We start from the raw sequence: 4288 nt of genomic DNA, 5'->3' as shown, positions 1-4288 counted from the left end.
CGCGCGACCCGCGCGGGCCAGGACCCTTCTGTTCCTGTGCGGCCACCGTGCCAGGGCGGCCGGGAAGACCACTGATACCCCTACTGCGCGCCGGGGCGCACCAGGCCGCTCTCGTACGCGTACACGGCTGCCTGCACGCGGTCCCGCAGTCCCAGCTTCGTCAGCACGTGTCCCACATGCGTCTTGACCGTCGTCTCGCTGACGAACAGGTCCGCGGCGATCTCCGCGTTCGACAGGCCCCGCGCGACCAGCTTCAGCACCTCGACCTCGCGCTCGGTCAGCGTGTGCAGGGTGTCCGGCACAGTCTCCTCACCCGACGGGAGGTGACCCGCGTACTTGTCCAGCAGCCGGCGCGTGATGCTCGGGGCGAGCATCGCCTCGCCCGCCGCGACCACCCGGATCGCCTGCACCAGCTCGTTCGCGGGCGCGTCCTTCAGCAGGAAGCCGCTCGCGCCCGCCCGGAGTGCCTCCACCACGTACTCATCCAGGTCGAACGTGGTCAGCACCAGGACTTTCGCCGGTCCGTCCCGCCCGGGGCCGGTGATCTGCCGAGTGGCTTCGACCCCGTCCATCCGCGGCATGCGGATGTCCATCAGCACCACATCGGGCTGGAGCGCCCGCACCTGGTCCAGGGCCTGAAGGCCGTCACCGGCCTCACCGACCACCGCGATGTCCTGCTCCGCCTCCAGGATCATCCGGAAGCCGGTGCGCAGCAGCGGTTGATCATCGACCAATAGGACGCGGACAGCCACGGGGGTCTCCTTCGCTAGACCGGCCCCATTCTGCCCTGACCGTCGTACGAGCCCGACTTCGGCCGTAGGAGCGTCTTCCCCGGCACGCGCCTCAGGGCGAGGGCTGCGACGGCACCAGCGGCAGCGGGTAGACGGGCGGAGTGCCGCCGAACTCCGGGCAGTGCGCCTGGTGGTCGCACCAACCGCAGAGCTTCGACGGTCGCGGTCGCCACTCGCCGGACTCCGTGGCCCGGACGATCGCGTCCCAGAGGGCCAGCAGCTTGCGCTCCACTCGCTCGAGATCCGCTGCGACCGGGTCGTACGTCAGCACCTCACCGCTGCCCAGGTACACGAGCTGAAGCCGCCGCGGCACCACACCCTTCAGCCGCCAGACCACCAGCGCGTAGAACTTCATCTGGAACAGGGCGCCCTCGCTGTACTCGGGCCGCGGCGCCTTGCCCGTCTTGTAGTCGACGATCCGCACCTCGCCCGTCGGCGCCACATCGACCCGGTCGATCACCCCGCGCAGCCGCAGCCCCGACTCCAGCTCCGCCTCCACGAACAGTTCGCGCTCGGCAGGCTCGAGACGTGTCGGATCCTCCAACGAGAACCAGCGCTCCACCAGCCGCTCCGCGTCCGACATCCAGCGCGCCAGCCGCTCGCCCTCGGGATCGTCCGCGAACAGCCCGCCGAGCTCGGGACGTGACTCCAGCAGCCGGTCCCACTGCGCCGGAATCAAGGACTTCGCCCGCGGCGGGGTGCGCTCGGCGGCGGGTGCGTCGAAGAGCCGCTCAAGGACCGCGTGCACGAGTGTGCCCCGGGTCGCCGCCTCGCTCGGCCGCTCAGGCAGTTTGTCGATCACCCGGAAGCGGTACAGCAGGGGGCACTGCATGAAATCGCTCGCCCGTGACGGCGACAGCGAAGCCGGAGGCCGGCGATCGGGCACCGAAGGACCGGAGTCCGGCGGTGACGGGTGGCCGTCCGCCCCGGACGGCTGGTCCTCCAGGGCCGGCACGGGGACCTGCCGACCGGGCGGTGGCCCGTCCGGAACGTGCGGCTGACTCGTACTCATGACCAAGACCCTACGGCCCGCCACCGACAGCGAGCGGAATACCATCGACGGCAGACCTTCTCGCACCGCATGATCGGGCGAGTGACCGCAGTGACCACGGCCGATGCGACGACCGCAGCGACAAGCGACAGCAACGACCGCAACGAAGGGAACCCGTGAACCCCGTGAACAAGGACGACGAGAGCGGCGAGCACACCCGCCCGCGGTCCGGCACGGGGAAGGCCGGCGAAAACGGGAAAGCGGGGGCGGCCGGGGGAGCCGGAGGGACGAAGGGGGCCGTGCCGGCGGACCGCGGACGTCAGCGCGCCGACGAGCCCGGCGGCGGCATCCTGATGGGCCGCCCCTTCGGGGTGCCCGTCTACGTCGCCCCGAGCTGGTTCCTGGTGGCGGCCCTCATCACCTGGGTGTTCGGCGGCCAACTGGAGCGCGTGCTGCCCGAGCTGGGCAACGCGCGCTATCTCGTCTCGCTGTTCTTCGCGGTCGCCTTCTATGCCTCCGTGCTCGTACACGAACTGGCCCACACGGTCGTCGCACTCCGCTACAAGCTGCCGGTGCGCCGAATCCAGCTCCAGTTCTTCGGTGGCGTCTCGGAAATCGAGAAGGAGTCCGACACCCCCGGCCGGGAATTCCTCCTCGCCTTCGTCGGCCCGCTGCTCTCGCTGGTGCTCGCCGGGATCTTCTACGCGGCCGTGCGGTTCGTGGAGCCCGGTACCGTCCCCGCCGTCCTGCTCGCCGGACTGATGATCTCCAACCTGATCGTCGCCATCTTCAACCTGCTTCCCGGCCTGCCCCTGGACGGCGGACGGATGCTGCGCGCGATCGTCTGGAAGATCACAGGCAAGCCCATGAGCGGCACCGTCGCCGCCGCCTGGGTCGGCCGGGCACTGGCCATCGCGGTACTGGTGGGCCTTCCGCTGCTCACCCACACCGGAGCCCTCGGCAACCCCACCGCGGAAATCGGCGGGATGGAGACCGTCACCGACGCCCTGCTCGCCGCGATCCTCGCCGCCATCATCTGGACCGGGGCAGGCAACAGCCTGCGGATGGCCCGGCTCCGCGAGCACCTGCCCGAACTGAGCGCCCGCATCCTCACCCGCCGTGCCGTCCCCGTCGAATCCGGCACCCCGCTGTCCGAGGCCCTCCGGCGTGCCAACGAGGCCGGAGCCCGTGCCCTGGTGGTGGTCGACGGGCACGGCAACCCGACGGCCCTGGTCCGCGAGGCCGCGATCGCAGGCGTCCCGCAGCACCGCCGCCCCTGGGTCGCCGTCAGCGGCCTCGCCCAGGAGCTCACCGCCGGCATGCAGGTCCCCGCCGAACTCGCCGGCGAAGCCCTCCTCGACCGCCTCCGCGCCACGCCCGCCACCGAGTACCTCGTGGTGGAGGAGACCGGCGAGATCTACGGTGTCCTTTCCGCCGCGGATGTCGAACGCGCTTTCGTCAAGGCGATGGCGCGTCCATCCGGCTGAGAAACAGCCGGTACCCTGGTCACATGTCCGAACCGACCGGTGCCGCCCGCCGTCGCGGGCCCTTCAAGGTCGGGGACCAGGTCCAGCTCACCGACCCCAAGGGACGCCACTACACGTTCACGCTCGAGGCTGGGAAGAACTTCCACACCCACAAGGGTTCCTTCCCGCACGACGAGCTGATCGGCGCCCCCGAGGGAAGTGTCGTCCGTACCACGGGAAACGTCGCCTACCTGGCGTTGCGCCCCCTGCTCCCCGACTATGTCCTGTCCATGCCCCGCGGCGCCGCCGTGGTCTACCCCAAGGACGCGGGGCAGATCCTGGCGTTCGCCGACATCTTCCCCGGCGCACGCGTCGTCGAGGCGGGTGTGGGCTCAGGCTCGCTGAGCAGCTTCCTGCTGCGGGCCATCGGCGACGAGGGCATGCTGCACTCGTACGAGCGCCGGGAGGACTTCGCCGAGATCGCCAAGGCGAACGTGGAACGCTACTTCGGTGGCCCCCACCCCGCCTGGACGCTCACGGTCGGCGACCTTCAGGACAACCTCTCGGACGCGGACGTCGACCGCGTCATCCTGGACATGCTGGCGCCCTGGGAATGCCTGGAGGCCGTCTCCAAGGCGCTCGTCCCGGGTGGCATCCTGTGCTGCTACGTCGCGACCACCACCCAGCTCGCCAGGACCGTGGAGTCCATCCGCGAGATCGGCTGCTACGCCGAGCCGCAGCCCTGGGAGTCCATGATCCGCAACTGGCATGTCGAGGGCCTCGCGGTGCGTCCTGACCACCGGATGATCGGCCACACCGGCTTCCTGGTGACCGCCCGCCGGCTCGCGGACGGGGTGGAGCCCCCGATGCGCCGCCGCCGCCCCGCGAAGGGCGCGTACGGCGAGGACTACGAAGGCCCCAACAAGGGCTGAAACCACCCACAACGCACGGATGCCGCCGTCGAGTTCCCGCACTGGCGGGGTTACACGGAGGCGGCGGGGGTTAGTGTGGCATTGCCACCCCGCGGGTCCCCGCGCCGG

4 protein-coding genes are annotated in these 4288 nt (G+C 70.7%); 2 read left to right on the top strand and 2 right to left on the bottom strand.

The window, feature by feature from the left end; all coding sequences use genetic code 11:
* Positions 1-80: 80 nt before the first annotated feature.
* Both ACFWI9_RS18345 and ACFWI9_RS18340 read right to left on the bottom strand, forming a co-directional pair.
* A complete protein-coding gene (locus ACFWI9_RS18345; protein WP_387163161.1) occupies positions 81-752 on the bottom strand; it encodes a response regulator in 672 nt (223 codons plus the stop codon).
* Positions 753-843: 91 nt separating this feature from the next.
* Positions 844-1803 carry a RecB family exonuclease gene (locus ACFWI9_RS18340; RefSeq protein WP_387163159.1) on the bottom strand — a complete coding sequence of 320 codons (960 nt, stop codon included), beginning with the start codon at positions 1801-1803 and terminating at the stop codon, positions 844-846.
* A gap of 164 nt (positions 1804-1967) precedes the next feature.
* Between ACFWI9_RS18340 and ACFWI9_RS18335 the strand changes: the two genes are divergently transcribed.
* On the top strand, positions 1968-3269 hold the full coding sequence (locus tag ACFWI9_RS18335) for a site-2 protease family protein (RefSeq protein ID WP_387163168.1): 1302 nt from the start codon (positions 1968-1970) through the stop codon (positions 3267-3269).
* Positions 3270-3292: 23 nt separating this feature from the next.
* Positions 3293-4180, top strand: a complete 888-nt coding sequence (locus tag ACFWI9_RS18330; RefSeq protein WP_387163157.1) for a tRNA (adenine-N1)-methyltransferase — start codon at positions 3293-3295, stop codon at positions 4178-4180.
* Positions 4181-4288 lie beyond the last annotated feature (108 nt).

It is taken from the genome of Streptomyces sp. NPDC127084 (genome assembly GCF_042724175.1).
Taxonomy (GTDB): Bacteria; Actinomycetota; Actinomycetes; order Streptomycetales; family Streptomycetaceae; genus Streptomyces.
The sequence above is the reverse complement of the archived record's forward strand: the minus strand, read 5'-3'. Positions and strand labels throughout refer to the sequence as shown.

What these genes read in the sequence shown, in the direction of transcription:
- ACFWI9_RS18340 (WP_387163159.1), bottom strand. Translation starts at nt 1,803, where the DNA reads ATGAGTACGAGTCAGCCGCACGTTCCGGACGGGCCACCGCCCGGTCGG.
- ACFWI9_RS18330 (WP_387163157.1), top strand. Translation starts at nt 3,293, where the DNA reads ATGTCCGAACCGACCGGTGCCGCCCGCCGTCGCGGGCCCTTCAAGGTC.